The organism is Rhodococcus sp. 14-2483-1-2 (assembly GCF_002259405.1).
GTDB lineage: Bacteria > Actinomycetota > Actinomycetes > Mycobacteriales > Mycobacteriaceae > Rhodococcoides.
Map to the genome: position 1 here is coordinate 118,295 of NZ_NPFW01000004.1, position 20,198 is coordinate 138,492.

Here is a 20,198-nt window from a genome sequence, read left to right on the forward strand (position 1 = left end):
CTGACATGGAATACGAACGCGGTTTCGAGAGACTGGTCAACTTCAGTGACGCTGTGGTCGCGATCGCTGCAACGCTGCTCATTCTTCCGTTGGTGGAACTGGCAGAACCGGACGACAGTGCACAATTCGTCGATATTCTGCGTGAGCACGGGGTCGAGCTGTTCGCATTCGTCCTCAGCTTTCTGGTCATCTTCTCGCAGTGGCTGAGCCATCATCGGGTCTTCCGGAACCTGGTCGGGTACACCCGGGGTCTGATGTGGGTGAATTTCGTCTGGTTGTTGTCCATAGTGTTTCTCCCGTTCCCCACCAAGCTGATCGCCGAGAAGAGCGGTTACGACGCGAGCGCCTCTCCGCTCTACGTCGCGACCATCGCGGTGTCCGTCATCGCGATGTTCGTGGCCGACGTGATCGTGTCTCGGCACCCGAACATCGTCGCGCGCGACACCCCGACGTCCGGGAGCACGCGCAACGGAGCCATCACGTCGGTACTGATGCTGGTCGCTCTCGGGCTGTCGTTCACCCCGCTCGGCCTGTGGTCGTTGCTGATTCTGTTGCTCACCGCGCCGATCAACCGTCTCGAGGAGCGGGTGGCCAAGTAGATTGGTCGTGTGAGCACCGAGAGCGCGTCGAAGCAGCAACCGCTTCTCGTGCTGGGCAAGATCACCGAGATTCTCGACGCCTTCTCGTTCGACCGCCCGTCCATGACCCTCGGTGAGATCCAACAGACCACTGGCCTGCCGACCTCGACGGTGCAGCGCCTCGTCACCAACCTTGTGCAGCAGGGATTTCTGGACCGGCGCGGCGATCGCATTCGCATCGGGGTCCGCATGGCCTATTGGGCCGCGACGGCGACCAAGGACCTCGACGTGCTGTCGGTCGTCAACCCTGTTCTCAAGGACATGCGAGACCTGACGACCGAGACCGCGTGCTTCTTCAGGCCCGAACAGAACTACCGTGTGTGCGTCGCCATCGCCGAGACGCGGCATGCCTTGCGCCGAGACATGTACGTCGGCAAGGTCATCCCACTCAGCGCGGGATCGGCCAGCCGCGTCCTGCTGGCCTGGGACGACGAGCTCGCCGAGCGTGTCCTCTCTCGCGAACTCGAATCGATGACCGAGCAGACGGTGACCGAAGCCGAGACGATGCGGACCCTGTTGGCGCAGACCAGGTCCGACGGCTACGCGATCACCACCGGCGAGCGCGAGACCGGCGCATCGGGACTGTCAGCGCCGGTGTTCGACTCGGCCGCGGACATCGTCGGTGCCGTCACCATCAGCGGACCGACGCTGAGGATGCCGCAGTCGCAGTGCGAGGACTGGGTGGATCTGTTGATCTCCCATGCCGAGCGGATCACGAGGACCCTCGGCGGCCGCTACCCCGCGTGAGACCAGGCGTCGGGATTCACCGGATGCGGTGGCATCGAACCACCGAACATCGCGGCGGCATTGGTTGCACACAGCCGCGCCATCTCCGACCGTACCGATACCGTCGCACTCCCCACGTGCGGGAGCAACACCGTGTTGGGCAGATCCGCCAGACCGGGTTCGAGGGCCGGCTCGCGTTCGTAGACGTCCAATCCTGCTGCAGCAACGGTGCCCTCGCGCAGCGCGGTCACCAGAGCGGCCTCGTCGATCACCGGTCCGCGCGCGGTGTTGATCACGATCGCCGACGGCTTCATCGCTCCGAGTACGGCTGCGTCGACCAGATGGTGAGTGGAATCCGACAACGGAACATGCAGGGACAGGAAGTCGCTGGTCGTGACGATCTCGTCCCACGACGCATGCTCGACGCGACCCGTGAACTCACCGAGCTCGTTCTCGGAGACCTCTCGGTCGCCGGGCGGACGGGGGCAGAACTTGACCGTCATGCCGAAGCCCAGTGCTCGGCGCGCGGTGGCGCGGGCAATGCGGCCGAACCCGGCCAGCCCCAGCACCCGGCCCGAGACATCGCTGCCGAGAAGCAGTTCCGGCTCCCAGCCGGTGAACGAGCCGGAGCGGACGAACGCATCGGCCTCGACGGCCCGGCGGGCCGTGGACAGGATGAGCAGCATCGCGATGTCCGCGGTCGAATCCGTCAGCACCCCAGGGGTGTTGGCAACCGTGATGCCGTTGGCGGTTGCGGCTGCGATGTCGATGTTGTCGAATCCGACGGCGTAGTTGGAGATCCCGGTGATCGACGCCGAGGCCAGTAACTCCGCGTCGAACCGATCTCGCAGCTGAGAGACGACCACGGAGTAGTCCCCCGAGGCGCAGGCGTCGAGCAACTGATCGTGATCGACCTCCCGCAGGTCCACGTCCCCCGCGGCGCGCAGGATGTCCATGCCCGGAGCCGGGATCTCGGTGGTGACGAGGATGCGGCTCATAGGACCCACTCGAAGGCACGCGCTTCGGACCTGGCACCCTGAACGGTTTTCGATCGCATGGGCTCGCCCAGTTCGGTGAGCAACTCCTCCGACAGAGTCACCATGGCGGCCAGGGTTTTCGGCTCGAACCAGTCCGGACGCGTCGCGAACAGAATGTCCTCCGACGAGGTGTTGCCGCTGGCACCGGGAGCGAAGGGACAACCGCCGAGTCCGCCGAGCGAGCCGTCGACCATCGTTGCTCCGGCCGAGATCGCGGCGAGAGTGTTCGCAACGCCGAGACCCCAGGTGTCGTGACCGTGGAACACCACTCTGCGGTCGGGAGTTTCGGCGCGGACCCGTGAGATCAGCGATTGCACCTGCACCGGAATCGCCTGACCCAGGGTGTCGCAGATGACGATATCCGTTGCGCCGGTTGCGCGTTCGTCGTTGGCTATCTCGATGACACGGTCCGGCGGCACCTGGCCCTCGAACGGGCAGGTGAAGGACGTCGCGATACACAGCTCGATCTCGCCGCCCACCGATCGTGCGATGTCGACGGCGTCGGGCATCGCTGCCAGGGACACCTCGGTGGTCCTACCGATGTTGGCCTGGTTGTGCGAGTCCGAGGCCGAGAAGCAGTACTGGAAGTTGCGAGCCCCCGCGGCGGCTGCCTTCTCGACGTGGCGTGGAGTGGCGACCCACACCCAGCATCGCGCGAGTTCGTCGGCGGTGAGCTCGCCGATCACCTCGAGGGTGTTGGCCATCGGCGGCACCTTGTCGCCCCGCGCCATCGATCCGATTTCGAGCGACGGCACACCGAGTTCGATGAGGGCCCTGATGATCTCGAGCTTGCGTTCGGTGGCGAGCATCTTGCCGGTGAGCTGCAGACCGTCGCGCATCGTGACGTCGCGCAGCTCCGCAGCGGGGGTGAATCGGTACATCTACAGGCCCATCTCTTGGTCGGTGCGGCCGAGCAGAGTCGACAGTACTTCTCGAGTGTGTTCACCCAGATCCGGTCCGACCGAACGAATCGGCAGAGACGCGTCACCGATCACCGGGACGACGCCGACGAATCCGACGTCGGCGGGCTTTTCGCCTCCGGTGTCGACCGGAAAGTGCTGAATCATGTTGCGGGCGGCGTACTGCTCGTCGGCGACGATATCGGCCGCGGTGTAGATCGGACCCGACGGCACTCCGGCGGCGTCGAGAATCTTCAGAGCCTGCTCGCGCGAATGCAATCCGGTCCAGGCCGAGATGGCTGCGTCCAACTCGTCGCGTCGACGCCACCGGCCGGCGTTGGACGCCAGGTCCGGATCGGCTCCCAGGTCGGGACGATCGATGGTCTCCATGTATCGCTGGAAGATGGCGTCGCCGTTGCCTGCGATGATGATCGAGTGACCGTCGTTGCACGGGTACGCATTCGACGGGGCGATGCCCTCCATCCGGCCGCCCGTTCGCTCGCGTTCGACGCCGTACGCCAGATAATCCGGGATCAGCGATTCCATCATCGACAGAATGGATTCGTTCAGCGCCACATCGATGGAACGCTGTGCCAGCGACAGCGGGGACTGCTCGTCCGGTGCCTGCGACGCGCGCTGGGTCTGCCGTTGAAACAGGGCCATGACGCATCCGAACGCCGCGTACAGGCCGGCGATCGAGTCACCGATCGAGACCCCCACTCGAACCGGTGGCCGGTCCGGGTCACCCACGAGATTGCGGAAGCCGCCGTATGCCTCTGCGACAGCCGCGAATCCGGGTCGCTGCGACATGGGACCGGTCTGCCCGAAGGCCGAGATGCGCGTGATGATCAACTCGGGGTTGGCCGCAGAGAGCACCTCCGGCGAGATACCCCACTTCTCCAGAGTGCCGGGGCGAAAGTTCTCGAGCACGATGTCGCACTTCGCCGCGAGATCGACGACGTCCTTGCGCCCCTGTTCGGTACGCAGGTCGAGCACGATCGACTTCTTGTTCCGGTTGATCGTGCGGTAGAGCATCGACGTCGTGCCGGAGTACAGCCGCCAGTTGCGTAGTTCGTCGCCGGTTCCTGGCCGCTCGACCTTGATGACCTCGGCACCGAAGTCGGCGAGCATGCGCGCCGCAGTAGGGGCGGCTATGTAGTTGCCGAGTTCGAGGACTCGAACTCCGCTGAGCGGCAATGCCATCGTGTTCCTTTCGATTCTCACAGGAGACGAGCTCACAGGATCCAGCTCATCGGCACGATCAACGCGATGGCGATGACCGATGCCACCGAGACGCCCACCGAGCATGTCTTGAGTGTGCCCCTGGTCGACTGGCCCATCAAGGACTGCAGCAGCCAGAAGGTGTTACTGGTGACGTGGACGGCGAACAGCGATCCGGCACCCGCGGCGAGCGCGATGAACACCGGGTCGAGACCGATCAATGGAGCGACCGGGGCGAGGATGCCGGCCGAGGTGATGGCGGAGATCGTCACCGATCCGACGGCGATGTGCAACGCCGCAGCGATGACCCACACCATCAGCAGAGGAGCAGCGGTGCTGGCCGTGAAGTACTGGCCGAGAATGTCGCCGAGCCCTGCCTCGTTGATGACAGCCGCGAGCGACCCGCCGACACCGGTGAGGATCAGGATCTGACCGCTCTCGGCGAAACCACGAGCCAACGCCTTCTCCACCCGTGCCTGACCGACGTGGTACCGGCCGATGAGGCACGTCCCCACCAGTCCGATGAGGAGCGCGATGACCGGGCTGGCGATGAATTCGACTACCGGAACAGAGATTTCGGCGACTTCGAGAACGGCACCGATGGCAATGAGGACGAGCGCGAGCAGCAGCGGCGAGAGCAACACCAGCAGCGACGTCTGCTTCTCGGTGCGGACCTTCTGGGCCACGCCACCTCCGGATTCGAGGGGCTCGTCCTCGGAATCGACCGCCTCGGGAACCACAGGCTCTGGGACCACGCCGATCTGCTGCTCGTCCTTCTCCTCGTTCCACCAACCGTGCCGGAAGACGAACGACATGATGGCCACCGACAGCACCACCACCGGCACGATCAAAATCAGTCCGTAGATCATCATCTTGCCCAGCGGCACTCCGAGCAGTCCGGCCAAGGCGAGCGTCGCGACACCGGGGACCATGAAGACGATGCCGCATTCGAGGGCGATGGCCAGGGCCGTGGCCATCCTCGCTGTGCCGTACTTGCCGATCTTGGGGGCGAGATTCCGAGCGAGTGGAGCGGAGATCACCAGCAGCACGTCGAGGAAGATGGACTGCAGCAGGGTCGCGATGGTCAGAGACAGCGCGTACGGCAGACGCTTGGGACCGAACGTTCGCAGCAGCGTTCCGACGAGTCGCTGGATGGCACTCATCTCCTGCAGTACCGAACCCATCAGAACGCCGAAGGCGATGAGCAGGCCGACCTCGGCCATGATCTCGCCGAATCCGCCGGTGATCGTGTCGACAGTGGTCGACACTCCCAGCTTCGTCGCCAGTCCCAGGTACGCGGCCCCGAGTACCAGCGAGATCACCGGGTTGAAGTGAAAACGAACGATGAAGACCACCACCGCCAGAACGGCGACGACGGTGTTGATCACGATCCACATATCGGACATCGGCGATTCTTCCCGCTGGGTGAGAGTGACCGCTGCCATGGCAGGCGGTTCGGTGTGATCCACCACACTGATACCCACATTATGGGCATAGATTTACTTCGTGAGCAAGAGCTCGGGCAGCATCGAGCCACGAGCGTCCACCGAGAGCCAGGTCAGATCGGCTGCGCGCGCCTGACCGACAACGCCGCGCGGGAGGCGTCGAGTTCGACAGGTGAACGCACCGCCACCTCCCCGACCCGCAGGATGCCGTCGGACAGCGGTTCCACCCGCAGCCCGCCACGACCGATCAGTGCCTTGCGTGCGCCGTCGACCACCATGCGGTCCATCCACGCGCAGGGATGGGCCGGTCGCCCGCCCCGGAACCGAATCCAGCCATCACCGGAATCGAGCTCGAATTCCAGACCGCGCAGTGGGTCGAGCTCGAGACCGCGCACGACGACATTTCGTCGGGCCACCGAGGGATCGGGCACCTCGACACCGAGCACATCCCCCACGGCCTCCCATGCCTCGAGCGACAGAAAGCTCACCGCCGCCTCGGTATGCGCTTTCACACCGAAGAATCGATCGCCGCGGATGCCCTTGTGGGCCACGATCTCGACACTGTCGGGCAGTTCGGTCGGCACATCGGCCGGGCCGTCCTTGGATCTCCCGAAGTACGCGTGCGAGGGCGCCCGCAGCAGCTCCACTATCTGGGCTCGATACTCGAAAGGCATGCTCTCGAGTCTGCCCGGTACCGAACCCAGCCGGTTCTTACCCGCGGGTAAGGACGGATCAGTACACTCGCGACATGGCTGTGACGACACGCGTGACCACCACCGACGGCATCATCGAGGGCAAGCCGGTGGGCGACCTCACCACCTGGCGCGGCATCCCCTATGCCACCCCACCCGTCGGCCCGCTTCGGTTCCGCGCGCCGCAACCGACGCAGCCGTGGACGGGCGTGCGCGACGCCACCGAGTGGGGCAACGCCTCGATTCAGCACAAGCGCGGCACGATGCTCGCGGTGGGCAAATACCAGCCGTCGAGCGAGGATTGCCTGACGCTCAACGTGTTGGCCCCGAGCGCACCGAGCGCGAGCCCACGTCCGGTCATGGTGTTCATTCACGGTGGTGCCTACACGCTCGGCACGTCGGCCACCCCGCTGTACGGCGGCGGTTCTCTGGTGCGGCGCTCGCTGAAGGACGGCGACGGCATCATCTACGTGTCGGTCAACTACCGACTCGGCGCACTGGGCTACCTCGACATGTCCCAGTTCTCCACTCCCGAGCGGCCCTTCGACTCCAATCTCGGCCTGCGCGACCAGGTTGCGGCGCTCGAGTGGGTACAGCGCAACATCGCGAACTTCGGCGGCGATCCCAACAACGTCACGATCTTCGGCGAGTCGGCCGGTGGGAATGCCGTCACCACACTGCTGACGGTTCCCGCCGCGAAAGGGTTGTTCGCCCAAGCCATTTCCGAGAGCTCTGCTCCCGGCATGACGGCCACCAAGGAACGCGCCGATCAATGGGCACGCGAGTACGTCGGCTATCTCGGCGGCACGGTCGACAACGCTGCCGAGACGCTGGAGAACGCCGAGGTGCTGCGGCTCGGCCGGGCCGGCACCAAACTCGGCCTCACCACCCTGCACCGCACTCCGGGTCTGCTTCCGTTCGGCCCGGTGATCGACGGCGACTTCCTCCCGGTCAGCCCGGTCGAGGCCTATGCGAACGGAACCGCGCACCGCGTCCCACTGATCATCGGTACCAATGCCCGTGAGGGAACACTGTTTCCGAAGTTCCTCGACGCGCTGCCCACCAACCCCGAGCGCATCACCAAGCTGTTCTCACTGACCGATCCAGACGCCGAAGCCGTGGTCACCTCGGGCTACCGGGGCTACCCCAACGAGCGGGCGGCCATCGACTTCGGTGGAGACTTCACCTTCTGGAAGCCGTCTCTCGAAGTGGCCGAAGGACATTCGCGTCACGCACCGACGTACTTCTACCGGTTCGACTTCGCCCCCAGGTCGATGAAGCTGCTCGGTTTCGACGCCACCCACGGCTTCGAGTTGTTCGCGGTGTTCGGCATCAGCAAGACCTTGTTCGGCAAGGCGCTGACGGTGGCGGGCGGGCGCAAGGCCTTCGCCGACGTCACAGAGGCCGTGCAGTCTCAGTGGATTACGTTCGCCACCAACGGAAAGCCGCTCGACTCGTGGCCGGCGTACGACGAATCCGACCGCAAGACATTGATATTCGACACCCGCACGCGGGTACAGAAGGATCCACGGAGCGATCGTCGCAAGGCGTGGGAAGGCTACCGGGGCTACGACAGCCAGAAGCTCGAACCCGTCACTTGAGCAGGCGGGACATGCGACGGTCGGCGAGAATCTTGCCGGCCGTCTGGCACGTCGCGCAGTACTGAAACGAGCGATCGACGTAGGCGACCTCGCGTACCGGATCGCCGCACACCGGGCAGGGAAGTCCGGTTCTGGCGTGCACCCGCATCCCCGATCGCTTCTCCCCCTTCAGACGCGCCGCATCCTGCCCGGCCGAGCGGGCCACCGCGTCGGACAGGACAGAACGCATCGCCGCATAGAGCGCCCCGACGGACTCCGCATCGAGCTTGCTCGACGATGCGAACGGCGACAGCTTGGCGACGTGCAGGATTTCGTCCGAATACGCATTGCCGATGCCGGCCAGCAGGGACTGATCCACCAACGAGGTCTTCAGTCGTGCGGTGGTGCTGCCGAGGATCTCGGCGAATTCGAGCTCGGTGACCGCCAGCGCGTCGGGTCCGAGCCGCGCGATACTCGCGACCTGCTGTGGGTCGCGCACCACCCACACCGCCAATCGCTTCTTGGTACCGGCTTCGGTGAGATCGATGGCGGGCGTCGCCCCCTCGGGGGTGAAGAAGTGGATCCGCAGCGCCAGGGGGCCTTTGCCCGGCTTCGGCGGTGCAACGCTGGGGTTGTCCACCCACCGCAGCCATCCTCCGCGAGAGAGATGGGTGATCAGCCAGAGGTCACCGGCTCGGAGGGCCAGATGTTTCCCGAAGCGGGCGGCATCGGTGACGTCCTTGCCCTGCAGCTCGGTGATCGGCGGATCGAACGTCTTGAGAACGCTCAGCGCGGCGATGTCGATGCGACCGATCACGGCACCGACGGCATGCTCGCGCAGAAAGCCGGCAAGGGCTTCCACCTCGGGTAATTCCGGCATGTGTCCAGTATGCAGCTACGATGACCGTCGTGATGGTTCCGACTCCGTACGAAGATCTGCTGCGCCGCATCCTCGATACCGGTACGGCGAAATCCGACCGCACGGGAACCGGCACCACCAGCGTGTTCGGGCATCAGATGCGCTTCGACCTGGCAGCGGGCTTCCCGTTGATCACCACCAAGAAGGTCCATCTGAAGTCGATCGTCTACGAGCTGTTGTGGTTCTTGCGCGGAGACTCGAACGCCACGTGGCTGCAGGAGCACGGCGTGAGCATCTGGGACGAGTGGGCAGCGCCGGACGGTGAACTCGGCCCCGTCTACGGCGTGCAGTGGCGGTCGTGGCCCACCCCGTCGGGCGAGCACATCGACCAGATCAGCCAGGTCATCGAGACCCTGAAGACCGATCCGGATTCGCGGCGAATGATCGTCTCGGCCTGGAACGTCGGCGAGATCCCGCGGATGGCGCTCCCGCCCTGCCACGCGTTCTTCCAGTTCTACGTGGCCGACGGCAAGCTTTCCTGCCAGCTCTACCAGCGCAGTGCAGACATGTTTCTCGGTGTGCCGTTCAACATCGCCAGCTACGCACTGCTCACGCACATGGTGGCGGCGCAGACCGGCCTCGAGGTCGGCGAGTTCGTGTGGACCGGCGGCGATTGCCACATCTACGACAACCACCGCGATCAGGTCACCGAGCAGCTCTCACGCGAGCCGTATCCATACCCCATTCTGAAACTGGCGCAACGCAATTCGATCTTCGACTACACCTACGAGGACATCGAGATAGTGGACTACCGGCATCACCCGGCGATCAAGGCCCCGGTAGCGGTGTGAGTGCACCGCACTTCGTCGGTCTGATCTGGGCCCAGACCACCGCGGGCGTCATCGGGGATGCGGGATCCATCCCCTGGCATGTCCCCGAGGACATGGCTCACTTCAAATCGAAGACGGCCGAGCATCCGGTGATCATGGGCCGTAAGACCTGGGACTCACTGCCCGCGAAGTTCCGTCCACTGCCCGGCCGGCGCAACATCGTGGTCACCCGCAACTCCTCGTGGACCGCCGACGGTGCCGAGAACGCATCGAGTGTCGCCGACGCCGTGGCCCTGGTAGGCGAGAGCCCGGCCTGGGTCATGGGCGGCGGCGAAATCTATCGCAGTGCAATGGATATCGCGACCCACCTGGAGGTGACCGAGGTCGATCTCGACGTCGAGGGCGACACGAGGGCTCCCGAGATTCCGGCCGGCTGGGTTGCGACGGCGGGCGAGTGGCAGAACAGCCGGGTCGACGGGACCCGATTCCGCTTCGTGGAGTACGGAAAGCCTACCCAACCTTCTTGAGCGCGTTCAGGATTCCCCCGTCGCGACTGCGAGCGGTGCGTCATCCTGACGATCATGGACAAGAAGTCACTCACCGCCCTTGCCCGCCAACAGCTCAAACTTGCAGTCGGCGCGTCGAGTGGCCGCAGTTCGCAGACGGTGTACGGCGGTCACCAGCGCCACCTGCGGCAGACGGTCGTGGCTCTGGCCGCAGGCAACAAGCTGGCCGAACACGACCTCTCCGGCGAGTCGACCGTCCTGGTACTCAGTGGCAAGCTCGAACTGATCTCCGGTGAGCGCTCCTGGAAGGGCTCGACCGGCGACCTTCTCGTCATCCCCGACGCCCGCCACAGCGTCGAGGCCCTCGAAGACGTGAGCTTCCTGCTGACCGTCGCTATGTGAGCGCTTTCCGCACGACCAGCACGGGGCAGTCCGCGGTGTTGACGAGCGCGAAACTCGTGGAGCCCAACAGCATTCCACCGAATCCGCCGCGCCCCCGGTTGCCCACCACGATCAACGCTCCGGTTTCGGACAATCCACTCAGAATCCGCACCGGACGGTCCTGAGCGACGACGCGCTGTACCTCGACGTCGGGGAACCTCTCCTGCCAGCCGGCGAGGCTCTCTGCCAGCAGAGCCTCCTCACCGTCGGCGATGGCCTGCCAGTCCTTGGGCGCACGGCCGAACGACTGGGTCAGATCGACATCGGACCACACGTGCACCGCGATCAGCACGGCGCCCCGGGCCGATGCTTCGACGAATGCCCACTCGACCGCAGCCTGGTTGACGTCGGAGCCGTCGATACCGACGACGACCGGCCCCTCGGCAACCGGGCGACCGTCGATGTCACGGCCTCGCACCACCGCGACCGGAGAGACGCTGTGCGCAGCCAACGAGAGTGTGACAGCGCCGGTTTCGCTGGCCCCGATCACCAGGAGCTCGGCCTGTGCCGAGACGCCGATGAGAACGTCCATCACACCGCCCTCGACGGCGCTCGAGGTCACCTCGAAAGTGGGATCGTCGACGACCAGAGCCGCCAGAGTTTCTGCCGCCACCAGTCTGGATTTGGCCGTGGCCACGAATTCGGTTGCTTCTCCGGCGAATTCGCTCAGGTCGACCACTCCTGGCATGTCGACGGCTGTGACGATGTGCAATCGCCGATCGCGTCTGCGCGCACAGAGAGCCGCCCAGATCACCGCCTTGTCCGCTGCCGCGGAACCGTCGATACCGACGATGATCGGTCGAGAGCCTGTCACGTTTCGGGCCTCCGGTCGTTGCCCCGCGCACGAGGTCTTCGAGCGTCTGACGAATAGGACTTCAGGCTAGTCGATGGACCCCCGCCCAAGCGCCTCTTCGATTCGGATCGAACCGAAGAGGCGCCGGTCCCACGGACCCCCCGGGGTATATGGCGTCAGCTGGCGCGCAATGCGTTTGCGTACTCCTGGCTTCGCGTGCGGCCGAGCTCGGTAGCGGCGTTCTGGGCGTCGAGATGATCGAGATAGTCGGCCAGCTGATCGCGGCTGCGTGCTCCGACGCCGAGATCCGTGCGCTCGAAGATGCGCCACTGCGCCAACAAGGGACGCAGGACTTCGTCGAGATGGCGCGGTAGATCGTAGATTCCGTCACGCGAGATGAGCATCGCGCTCCGCGCGAACCCCGGCAGGTTGCTGCCCGGGAGCTGGAAGTTCATGACGACCTCGGTGATCGCCGTGACGGTCAGCGACGGTGCAACGTCGAGCGCCGCGGAGACCAGGTCGGAGAAGAAGCGGACGTGCAGGTCCTGATCGGCGACGATGCGTCCGAGCAGGCGGTCGGCCACCGGATCGTGGCACTGAGCGGCGGTGTTGCGATGACAGATACTCGAGACCGACTCGTCCAGGGCGACCTGAGCCAGCGATCGGAGCAGGTGCGCGCCGTTCATCAGGGCGTCGAAACCCACCGTCATGCACTGCGCTCGGGCTCGACCGAGGGCGATCGGATCGACGCTGCGGGTGGCCACCAGGTAGTCGGTGACGGCCACTGCGTGCCGGGTCCGTTCGTCGCTCCACTCCGTGAGCCACGACGGCCAGACCCCGACCTCGGAGGCAGCGGTATCTCGCCGGTACAGCGGAATGTTCTGTTCGACCAACAGAGTGGTCACCAGTGCCGCTTTGGCGGCCTCGGTCAAGGTCGAGGGCCGCGAACCCCAGTACATCTCGGCCCGAACGAAGTCGGCCGGTTCCCACTGCACGGCTTCGGCGCGATGGCGAGCGAGATTCACCTCGATGGTCGGCAACAGTTCTCGCAGAACCGCGAACTGCCCGATGTCACTGCGCATACCCGCCCCTTCGCCGCCCGCCTACCCACTCCGAACGACATCAACGTAGGGCCGCCGAACCCGTGTCGTGGACCCCTTGACGATTGTTTAGGGCAAGTCGCAAGCGGCCGGGGCGCGCGCTCGAGATAGGTCACAACGAATTTTTCCGAAATGGTGGATAACGCGTTGATAACAACCTATGATCGACCCTGTTAGAGGCCAGGAAACAAACTTGAAGTACGAAAACGCCGCGGTTTCGTCGGGGATTACATACATTGAGCCGTGGAAGCGCATCGATACGCGCCGGTAAGTTTGCTCTCCGATGACCTGAAGAATTCAACACGAAGGGTTGATCTGTGACCGTTCACAACTCGACTAGCCTCGGAATCATGGTCGCGGGTCAGCCTGCGTCGGCTCCTCTTCGCGACTTCCGCGCAGTCGCTCGGCTCCTCGTGGGGCACTTCGCCGCCAACACCCCCTGCGGGTCGTTGCCGGGCGAACAGCTCCACGGCGACGTCACCGAATTCACCGTCAAGTGCATCAGTATTGCCGTGCAGATGCTCGACGAACGGCGTGCTCCGGCCGAGTCCGACCTGGCCGAACTCCGCGCCAAGGCCAGCCAGTGGGCCCGCGAGGGTGTGCCCCTCGAGTCCGTGCTCAGCGTCTACCACGAGGGCATCCAGATCGGCTGGAATCTGGTGTCCAAGAGGGCAGGCGAGGGTGATGCCGCTCAACTGATCGAGGCCGCCCGGATGTTCGTGCTGCTGTCGGAGAAGGTGTCCATCGCCGCCAGCAAGAGCTACGTCGAGGAGCTCCAGGCGGTCGCCAGCGAGCACCACACGGCAGCACACACCCTGGTGACCTCGCTGCTCAGCGGACACAACGCGGTCTCGATGGCCCGTCAGTCCGGCATCGAACTCGCCGACAGTTACCTCGTGCTCGCCATCTCGGTGCCGCCGCACCCCGACGAGAACGACCCCAACATCCAGAAGACCGTCGCCGCCCGCAGAAAGCTGCGTCGCGTACAGGCCGAACTGGCCACGATCTGCGGCCGCACTCCCCTGTCTCTGCTGAGCACCGAGGGTGGCACCGTCCTCATTCCTGGTGTCCACGACGACGAGTGGGTCGAGGCTCTGGTGCATCGCATCGGGACCGCTGCCGAGGTCCCCGTCACCGTCACTGCCGAGCAAGCCGCCACCGCGGACATCCCCACTGCAGCCGATCAGGTTCACGAACTGCTGTCCCTGGCCCATCAACTGCACCGCCCGTCCGGCCTGTACCGCATGGACGACCTGGTGCTGGAATACCAGCTGACGCGTCCGGGCCCCGGTCGACGCCACCTGACCCAGATCCTCGAGCCGCTCGACTCGTCACCAGAGCTGCTCGAGACCCTCGAGATCCACATCTCGCACGATCTGAACCGTCAGCGGTCCGCTCGCCAGCTCCATCTGCACACCAACACCGTCGATTACCGACTCAAGCGGATCGCCCAACTGACCGGGTTCGACCCGACCCGTCCCTCAGGGATTCGACACCTGCAGGCCGCCCTGGTGGCCCGACGGCTCGAATCCTCGCGCGGCGCAGCGTGATCTGAGAACTCCGACCGGTTTCTCGACCCGACGGCAGGTAGCGTCGGAAGTATTCGAGGAGCAGGGGATCGTTGCATGACGAAGTTGAAGCTCGTGCTGGCCGGTGTGGTCAAGGAGTACCCCACCGGCGAGCAACCGGTACGCGCGTTGGACGGTATCGATCTCACGATCGAGGGTGGCCAGTTCGTTTCGCTCGTCGCGCCGTCCGGTGCGGGTAAGTCGACGCTGCTGCACATGCTCGGCGCACTCGACACGCCGACGTCGGGTTCCATTCGGTTCGACGACGTCGAGGTCACCACCCTCGACGACAACGCCCAATCCGATTTTCGACGCCACCAGGTGGGGTTCGTCTTCCAGTTCTTCAACCTGCTGCCGACGATGTCCGCGTGGGAGAACGTCGCCGTGCCCAAGCTGCTCGACGGCACCCCCATCAAGAAGGCCAAGTCCGACGCGATGCGTCTGCTCGACATGGTCGGACTCTCGAACCGATCCGAGCACCGTCCGGCACAGTTGTCCGGCGGTCAGATTCAGCGCATCGCGATCGCCCGGGCGTTGATGATGGATCCGGCGCTGCTGATCGCCGACGAACCGACCGGCAATCTCGACTCGAAGACCTCCCACAACGTCCTCGAGATCCTCGCCGACGTGGCGCACGCCAGCGACGGGCGTCGAGCAGTGGTGATGGCGACCCACGACCTCGAGGCGGCACGGTCGACCGATCGCATCGTCAGCATGATCGACGGTCGCGTCGAGACCGACACCCCGACCGCGGGCCTCGATCGGTGATAGGCACCGCGCTCAGCAGATTTCGAGTCATCAGCCTTCGCGACCTCCGTATGCACTGGGTGCGTTCGTTGGTCTCGGCCGGCGTCGTCGCCGTCGCGGCCGGGTTGCTCATCGCCGTCCTCGGCACGTACGGATCCTTGACCGGATCCGTCGAGCGTCTCGCCGTGTCGATCGCCGGTAACGCGAACTACGAGATCGTCGGTGTGACCGACTCGGGCTTCGATCAGAGCGAACTCGACGCCGTCCGTGCTGTTCCCGGCGTCGAGACAGCGGTTCCATTGCTGCGCAGCACCGTTCGGTCAGACGTCGGAGACCTGACGATCCTCGGTGTCGACTCATCCATCACGGCACTGCAATCCGATCTGGAAGGCGCAGTCGGCAACGCGGCAGGGTTGCTCACCGATCCGGCCGGTGTATTGGTCGGAGCCGCAACGGGTCTGACACAGGGCGACACCGTCACCATCGACGATGTTCCGACGGCGGTGGTCGGCGTGGTCGACGGCCCTGGAACGCAGCGCATCGGTGGGGGCATGTTCGCCGTCGCGCTCATCCCGACGGCTCAGACGCTCACCGACCGCGCGGGTCAGCTCGATTCGATCTTCGTCCTCGGCAGCGGCGACACTCCGCGCGCCGACCTGGACACCGCATTGGCGGGCCGGGTGTCGGTGATGAATCCGGACTTCCGGGCCGACCGCGCGAACCAGGCCATGAGCCTGACTCGCAATGCGACACTGATGGTCTCGCTCATCGCGTTCGTCGTCGCGGCGTTCCTCGTCTTCAACGTCATGAACATGGCCATCGCGAAGCGTCGACCCACCATCTCGTTGCTCCGGGCAGTCGGTGGCCGCCGCGGCGATATCGTCCGAGACCTGCTGTTCGAGTCCGTTCTGGTCGGTCTCGTGGGCGGTGCCGTCGGAGTTCCGCTGGGAATCGCGATGGGCCGCATCGCGATCGAAAGTCTGCCGCCGTTCCTCTCGCAGGCGTTCGATGCAAGGATCGAATACGTGCTGCCCGGCTTCGCGATTCCGGTGGCGATCGTCGCATGCGTGCTGGCCTGCGTCGGGGCCTCGGCCGTCGCCGCCGTGCAGGTGTATCGCATCTCGCCGATCGAAGCACTCGCCGTCGGCGGCGGGGAAACCTCGGGTGGCCCCGGTCTGCGATTCACCCTGGCTGCGACCGTGTTCGGCGTGCTCGCCGTGGCCGGATCCTTTCTGTTCGCCGTCAACGTCGACGGGCAGTTGACCCTCGGGGCCGGTGCACTGTTCATGTTCGGCGTCGTCGCACTGTGTGTCGGCGCGACCGGACCGATCGTGTCGATCACCGCAGCGGTCCCCCGCCGCTGGGGTGGAGCGGGACGCCTCGCGACCGCCACCATCGAACGCGCCCCTCGCCGCATCTGGGCTACCGTGATGACGATCGTGATCGCGGTGGGAGTCAGTGTGGGAGTGTCGGGTTCGCTGACCAACATGACCGACTCGGCAGCGGAATCGTTGTCGTCGTTGGCCGATACCGACCTGTACGTGTCGATGACCTCGCCCGACGCCATACCGTCGGGCCCGATCGTTCCCGCCTCAGTCGATGACGCTGTCCGGGCGACGCCGGGGGTCTCTCGCGTCGTCGAGGGGCAGTGGGCTTATGCCACGATCGACGGCGAGACGGTATCCATCCAGGGCGTCGCCGACGGTAGCAATGCGGTCACGCTCGCGTCGCTCAGCGACGATGTGCGTTCCCAGGTGCTCGCCGGTGACGGGGTGGTGCTGTCGCAGGGGTTCGGCAGAACGTTGGGTGTCACGGTGGGCGACTACATCGACCTCCCGACGCCGACCGGCGTGCAGAACGTGCGAGTGCTGGATCTGGTCGACTACATCAACGCCGCCGGCGGCACGATGGCGATCTCGTTGGATTCGATGCAGCGTTGGTACGACCGGCCCGGAGCCACCTACCTGGAGATCGGCGTCGACGGAGACGTTGCGGCCGTGGAGGATTCACTGCGCGCTACGCTGCCCCCCGAGGCCTTCGTCTACACCGGCGCTGCCGCTCTCGAGGGCACGAGCGCGGCCATCCGACAGTCCGGTGCACTGGCCATCGCGTTGCAGTGGATCGTCGCGCTCGTCGCTGCCGTTGCGTTGCTCAACACGTTGACGCTGTCGGTACTCGAGCGTCGCCGCGAACTCGGCGTACTGCGCGCCATGGGCGGCGGACGGGGAACTCTTGCCCGAATGGTGTTGGCGGAGGCGCTATCGGTCGGCATTGTCGGTGGTGTCCTCGGCCTGATCATCGGTGCAGGTCTGCAATACCTGAGCACCCTGATCCTCGGAGCAAGCATCGGAATTCCGGTCGCCTACACCGCGAGCTGGTCGGTGCTGCTGTACGGACTCGTGGCTCTCGGCCTGTCGCTGCTGGGTTCGGCTCCACCTGCTGTGCATGCCTCTCGACTGAACATCGTCGACGCCATCGCGGCGGATTAGGTGGTGCGGATCGGGGCCTCGGGATCTGTCGGGGCCTCGGGATCCGCAAACGCGCGCGCGTTCGTCAGGTGCGAGCGGAATAGACAGCGATAGGTCGGCGACTCTGCGCGCGTTCGGCAAATGCGCGCGCGTTTGTACGAGGATGGCCGATGTGGCCACATTCAGCGTCGAAGTCGAGGAGTACGCGGTCGAAAGTCTGCGCGACTGCGTGGGTGGTCCCGAGTGGGAGGTGCAGCCCGAGCGCGCCGCCGTACTGGTCCACGACATGCAGCCGTACTACCTGAACGTGCTGCACAACTCGGTGCGTTCGCGGGTTGCTGCGGAGGCGTCGACATTGGTGTCGCGCGCCCGGGCCGTGGGGCTACCGATCTTGGCGAGTGGTCCGCGGGCAGCGAGTGCCATCGAGCAGCGTGGACTGCTGGGACCGATGTGGGGCTTGGGTCCGTCCGCCGAGGAGGTTGCGATTTCCGAGCCGGACTTCGTTCCGATTGCGAAACGCAGCTACAGCGCCTTCTACGCCACCGATCTGGAGGTCGAACTGCGCCGACGCGGCCGTGACCAGCTCATCATCGTGGGAGTGTTCGCCTCGGCGGGAATTCTCGCGACGACGTTCGACGCTTTCGCCCGCGATATCCAGTGCTTCGTCGGCATCGAATCGACTGCCGACTACACCGCTCACCAGCACCGCACTGCCCTGAACCTGATCACGTCACTGACCGGCGCGGTGACGATCAGCGGCAACCTGCTTCACGATCGACACGGTGGGCCGCTAGACTAGCGAGCGCGATGTGGGCCGGCTGTGCACCGTGGCAGCGAACCCATCCGCAACCGATTGTTCGATGAATCGAAAGCCGTTGCTGGACAATGGCTTCGGATCAGCAGAACGATCACCAGCCTTCGTAGCTCAGGGGATAGAGCAACCCTCTCCTAAAGGGTAGGTCGCAGGTTCGAATCCTGCCGAGGGCACCACGAGTCGACTCCGTGCTCCACGCTCCCCCAATTGCCGCACTATTGCGCTGCCAAGAAATCACCCGTACTATCGAACATGCATTCGAGTACTGGGGAGGAACTCGTGGTCACAGCCGTACAAGATTCACCGCTGACGTCCGATGAAGTGTTGCGTTTCGTCGCGCGTCTTCAGTCGTCCGATGTCGTTGTCGACGCAGCAGCCGGCATCGATTTGATCTCTGCCCTCGAGACCGTCAAGTGCGCCAGCGTGGCAACGCAAGCCGTGGTGACCGACGCCGTCGCAACAGCCATCAGCAACGAACGCAAAGAGCGCGGCAAACCGAAAGCACAGTGGCGCAACGGTATTGCGTCACAAATCGGTCTGGCTCGGCGCGAATCACCGAACCGAGGCGGTACTCACCTCGGTCTCGCTCGCGCGCTAGTGCACGAAATGCCGCACACTCTCGCGCGCCTGAAAGCAGGCGAACTCAACGAGTGGCGCGCGATGATCCTCGCTCGCGAAACCGCATGTCTCACCGTCGACGATCGCCGCACCATAGACGAACGACTGTGCGCAGACCCCGCCACACTGGCCGGTGCCGGCGACCGCACCATCGAAGGCCGTGCCCGCGCACTCGCCAACGAACTCGACGCCGCCTCCCAGGTGAAACGACGCGCCAAGGCCTACGCTGCCCGTCGCACCAGCACCCGTCCTGCACCTGAGTCGATGGGCTTCTTCACGGTCCTCACCTCGATGGAGAAGATGGTCTGCATGTGGGCGACACTGCGACGTGACGCCGACACCATCATCAACTCCGGCGGTGACACACGCACCCGCGACCAGATCATGGCCGACCTCGTATTCGAGCGCATCACCGGCGCATCCGCAGCACAGGGCCCACCGGTGACCGTCGACGTCGTCATCGCGGATTCCGCCCTCCTCGCCGGCGGTGACACGTCCGCATACATGCACGGCTACGGCGACATTCCGTCCGACGTCGCCCGGCAACTCATCCGAGACACACTCGACAGTGAGACGCACGTCGCATTGCGCCGCCTCTATGCGCACCCGACGTCCGGTGCGTTGACGGCGGTCGAGTCCACATCACGCGCATTCCCGACCGCGCTGGGACGCCTCATCGATCTCCGCGACCGCACCTGCCGAACCCCGTGGTGCGACGCACCGATCCGTCACCACGATCACATCAGACCCCACTCCGCGGGCGGCAGAACAAGTGCCGAGAACGGCGCAGGCCTTTGTGCCGCATGCAATTACGCGAAAGAGGGCGACGGCTGGACGGCCGAGGCGAGACGCGACAAATGGGGCGCTCGACACCGATACACACTCATCTCACCAACCGGGCACACCTATGACTCGAGTGCGCCGCCGATGCCGGTGGTGGAGCTGTACAACTCGCGGATCGAGAACGTGATCATCACCGGTCTCTTCGACGACGATGCCGCGTGACAGGTCGCCGCGGGAAGAGACCGAGCACCAACTCGGTTACACTCGGTAACGACGCGCGTAGCTGCACGTCAGACGTCGTGGAATGCTTTTACTTCCGCCCGGCTCCGGCCGCGCAGTCCATGTGCACCCTGCACAGGCTTCTCTTACGGCGATCGAAACTGCCCACCGGCAGTCTCGCCACCTTGCATCTCGGCCCGAAGGTCCGCAGGTG

19 protein-coding genes and 1 tRNA gene are annotated in these 20,198 nt (G+C 65.0%); 12 read left to right on the forward strand and 8 right to left on the reverse strand.

The window, feature by feature from the left end; genetic code table 11:
* Positions 1-5 precede the first annotated feature (5 nt).
* Both CH295_RS03175 and CH295_RS03180 read left to right on the forward strand, forming a co-directional pair.
* Positions 6-599: a TMEM175 family protein gene (locus CH295_RS03175; RefSeq protein WP_094739765.1), complete on the forward strand. Its 594-nt coding sequence runs from the start codon at positions 6-8 to the stop codon at positions 597-599.
* 9 nt (positions 600-608) lie between these two features.
* Positions 609-1,385 (forward strand): IclR family transcriptional regulator, encoded by a 777-nt coding sequence (locus CH295_RS03180; protein ID WP_037191884.1) that lies wholly within the window; start codon positions 609-611, stop codon positions 1,383-1,385.
* On the opposite strand, the gene CH295_RS03185 is transcribed toward CH295_RS03180, so the two are convergent.
* The 5 genes from CH295_RS03185 to CH295_RS03205 all read right to left on the reverse strand — a co-directional run bounded on the left by CH295_RS03185 (position 1,373) and on the right by CH295_RS03205 (position 6,640).
* Complete coding sequence (locus tag CH295_RS03185; protein WP_094739766.1) at positions 1,373-2,362, reverse strand: 2-hydroxyacid dehydrogenase; 990 nt, start codon at positions 2,360-2,362, stop codon at positions 1,373-1,375. The genes CH295_RS03180 and CH295_RS03185 overlap by 13 nt on opposite strands.
* Positions 2,359-3,282: a hydroxymethylglutaryl-CoA lyase gene (locus CH295_RS03190; protein ID WP_094739767.1), complete on the reverse strand. Its 924-nt coding sequence runs from the start codon at positions 3,280-3,282 to the stop codon at positions 2,359-2,361. The genes CH295_RS03185 and CH295_RS03190 overlap by 4 nt, the downstream gene beginning before the upstream one ends.
* Positions 3,283-4,503 carry a CaiB/BaiF CoA transferase family protein gene (locus CH295_RS03195; RefSeq protein ID WP_252341886.1) on the reverse strand — a complete coding sequence of 407 codons (1,221 nt, stop codon included), beginning with the start codon at positions 4,501-4,503 and terminating at the stop codon, positions 3,283-3,285. It lies immediately after the preceding gene.
* 32 nt (positions 4,504-4,535) lie between these two features.
* Positions 4,536-5,927, reverse strand: coding sequence for a GntP family permease (locus CH295_RS03200; protein ID WP_094739808.1), 1,392 nt, complete (start codon positions 5,925-5,927; stop codon positions 4,536-4,538).
* Positions 5,928-6,079: 152 nt separating this feature from the next.
* The gene (locus CH295_RS03205; protein ID WP_094739769.1) at positions 6,080-6,640 is read right to left on the reverse strand and encodes a molybdenum cofactor biosysynthesis protein; all 561 of its coding nucleotides are present in this window, start codon (positions 6,638-6,640) and stop codon (positions 6,080-6,082) included.
* A gap of 74 nt (positions 6,641-6,714) precedes the next feature.
* On the opposite strand from CH295_RS03205, the gene CH295_RS03210 reads away from it, so the two are divergent.
* Positions 6,715-8,259, forward strand: a complete 1,545-nt coding sequence (locus CH295_RS03210) for a carboxylesterase/lipase family protein (protein WP_094739770.1) — start codon at positions 6,715-6,717, stop codon at positions 8,257-8,259.
* Here CH295_RS03210 and CH295_RS03215 read toward each other — a convergent pair.
* Complete coding sequence (locus CH295_RS03215) at positions 8,252-9,118, reverse strand: DNA-formamidopyrimidine glycosylase family protein (RefSeq protein ID WP_094633086.1); 867 nt, start codon at positions 9,116-9,118, stop codon at positions 8,252-8,254. The genes CH295_RS03210 and CH295_RS03215 overlap by 8 nt on opposite strands.
* A gap of 29 nt (positions 9,119-9,147) precedes the next feature.
* Between CH295_RS03215 and CH295_RS03220 the strand changes: the two genes are divergently transcribed.
* The 3 genes from CH295_RS03220 to CH295_RS03230 are packed head-to-tail and all read left to right on the forward strand — an operon-like array spanning position 9,148 to position 10,835.
* Entirely contained in the window at positions 9,148-9,948 is an 801-nt protein-coding gene (locus CH295_RS03220; RefSeq protein ID WP_094739809.1) for a thymidylate synthase, read from the forward strand.
* Positions 9,945-10,454 carry a dihydrofolate reductase gene (locus tag CH295_RS03225; protein WP_094739771.1) on the forward strand — a complete coding sequence of 170 codons (510 nt, stop codon included), beginning with the start codon at positions 9,945-9,947 and terminating at the stop codon, positions 10,452-10,454. Before CH295_RS03220 ends, CH295_RS03225 begins: the two co-directional genes overlap by 4 nt.
* 54 nt (positions 10,455-10,508) lie before the next feature.
* Positions 10,509-10,835: a cupin domain-containing protein gene (locus CH295_RS03230; RefSeq protein WP_068050089.1), complete on the forward strand. Its 327-nt coding sequence runs from the start codon at positions 10,509-10,511 to the stop codon at positions 10,833-10,835.
* Here the strand turns inward: CH295_RS03230 and CH295_RS03235 are convergent.
* Together CH295_RS03235 and CH295_RS03240 are read right to left on the reverse strand one after the other, a co-directional pair.
* Positions 10,828-11,688, reverse strand: coding sequence for a universal stress protein (locus tag CH295_RS03235; RefSeq protein ID WP_037191863.1), 861 nt, complete (start codon positions 11,686-11,688; stop codon positions 10,828-10,830). The genes CH295_RS03230 and CH295_RS03235 overlap by 8 nt on opposite strands.
* A gap of 155 nt (positions 11,689-11,843) precedes the next feature.
* Complete coding sequence (locus CH295_RS03240; RefSeq protein WP_094739772.1) at positions 11,844-12,749, reverse strand: acyl-ACP desaturase; 906 nt, start codon at positions 12,747-12,749, stop codon at positions 11,844-11,846.
* Positions 12,750-13,117: 368 nt separating this feature from the next.
* Here CH295_RS03240 and CH295_RS03245 point away from each other — a divergent pair, with 368 nt between their 5' ends.
* From CH295_RS03245 to CH295_RS03270, 6 genes are all read left to right on the forward strand, one after another.
* A complete protein-coding gene (locus tag CH295_RS03245; RefSeq protein WP_230592574.1) occupies positions 13,118-14,317 on the forward strand; it encodes a PucR family transcriptional regulator in 1,200 nt (399 codons plus the stop codon).
* A gap of 75 nt (positions 14,318-14,392) precedes the next feature.
* A complete protein-coding gene (locus tag CH295_RS03250) occupies positions 14,393-15,103 on the forward strand; it encodes an ABC transporter ATP-binding protein (protein ID WP_170945723.1) in 711 nt (236 codons plus the stop codon).
* Between the two features lie 59 nt (positions 15,104-15,162).
* Positions 15,163-17,571, forward strand: a complete 2,409-nt coding sequence (locus tag CH295_RS03255; protein ID WP_170945724.1) for an ABC transporter permease — start codon at positions 15,163-15,165, stop codon at positions 17,569-17,571.
* Positions 17,572-17,722: 151 nt separating this feature from the next.
* Positions 17,723-18,349, forward strand: coding sequence for an isochorismatase family protein (locus tag CH295_RS03260; protein WP_170945725.1), 627 nt, complete (start codon positions 17,723-17,725; stop codon positions 18,347-18,349).
* A gap of 115 nt (positions 18,350-18,464) precedes the next feature.
* Positions 18,465-18,540, forward strand: a tRNA-Arg gene (locus tag CH295_RS03265).
* A gap of 103 nt (positions 18,541-18,643) precedes the next feature.
* Positions 18,644-19,987 (forward strand): HNH endonuclease, encoded by a 1,344-nt coding sequence (locus tag CH295_RS03270; RefSeq protein WP_252341887.1) that lies wholly within the window; start codon positions 18,644-18,646, stop codon positions 19,985-19,987.
* Positions 19,988-20,198 lie beyond the last annotated feature (211 nt).

Excerpts from the sequence above, each read along its gene's own strand:
- CH295_RS03215 (WP_094633086.1), bottom strand. The coding sequence starts at position 9,118 with ATGCCGGAATTACCCGAGGTGGAAGCCCTTGCCGGCTTTCTGCGCGAG.
- CH295_RS03240 (WP_094739772.1), bottom strand. The coding sequence starts at position 12,749 with ATGCGCAGTGACATCGGGCAGTTCGCGGTTCTGCGAGAACTGTTGCCG.
- CH295_RS03245 (WP_230592574.1), top strand. The coding sequence starts at position 13,118 with ATGGTCGCGGGTCAGCCTGCGTCGGCTCCTCTTCGCGACTTCCGCGCA.
- CH295_RS03230 (WP_068050089.1), top strand. The coding sequence starts at position 10,509 with ATGGACAAGAAGTCACTCACCGCCCTTGCCCGCCAACAGCTCAAACTT.
- CH295_RS03195 (WP_252341886.1), bottom strand. The coding sequence starts at position 4,503 with ATGGCATTGCCGCTCAGCGGAGTTCGAGTCCTCGAACTCGGCAACTAC.
- CH295_RS03200 (WP_094739808.1), bottom strand. The coding sequence starts at position 5,927 with ATGTCCGATATGTGGATCGTGATCAACACCGTCGTCGCCGTTCTGGCG.
- CH295_RS03210 (WP_094739770.1), top strand. The coding sequence starts at position 6,715 with ATGGCTGTGACGACACGCGTGACCACCACCGACGGCATCATCGAGGGC.
- CH295_RS03175 (WP_094739765.1), top strand. The coding sequence starts at position 6 with ATGGAATACGAACGCGGTTTCGAGAGACTGGTCAACTTCAGTGACGCT.
- CH295_RS03205 (WP_094739769.1), bottom strand. The coding sequence starts at position 6,640 with ATGCCTTTCGAGTATCGAGCCCAGATAGTGGAGCTGCTGCGGGCGCCC.
- CH295_RS03190 (WP_094739767.1), bottom strand. The coding sequence starts at position 3,282 with ATGTACCGATTCACCCCCGCTGCGGAGCTGCGCGACGTCACGATGCGC.
- CH295_RS03250 (WP_170945723.1), top strand. The coding sequence starts at position 14,393 with ATGACGAAGTTGAAGCTCGTGCTGGCCGGTGTGGTCAAGGAGTACCCC.
- CH295_RS03185 (WP_094739766.1), bottom strand. The coding sequence starts at position 2,362 with ATGAGCCGCATCCTCGTCACCACCGAGATCCCGGCTCCGGGCATGGAC.